Raw genomic sequence first — 255 nt, forward strand, 5'->3', positions numbered from 1 at the left:
GCTCTGGCAGCGTGAACTGCTCGGCTCCCCGGAGGACCCAGAGAGCACCCTGGCCCGCCAGACGGAGTACTGGCGCGGCGCGCTGGCGGACGCGCCGGAGGAACTCGCGCTGCCCTTCGACCGGCCCCGGCCGACGCAGGCCTCCCACCTGGGGGCCGCGGTCCCGCTCGTACTCGCGCCCGAACTCCAGGAGACGTTGGAGCGGGTGGCCCGGGAGAACGGGTGCACGCTGTACATGGTGTTGCAGGCGGCGGT

The 255-nt window shown here is 73.7% G+C and carries 1 protein-coding gene; it reads left to right on the forward strand.

What is annotated here, in order from left to right; translation table 11 throughout:
* The coding region (locus ACFHWE_RS23845; protein ID WP_416604121.1) for a condensation domain-containing protein at positions 1 to 255 on the forward strand (255 nt) is incomplete at both ends.

Origin of the sequence: Nocardiopsis sp. LOL_012 (assembly GCF_048060475.1) — a bacterium.
Classification (GTDB): domain Bacteria; phylum Actinomycetota; class Actinomycetes; order Streptosporangiales; family Streptosporangiaceae; genus Nocardiopsis.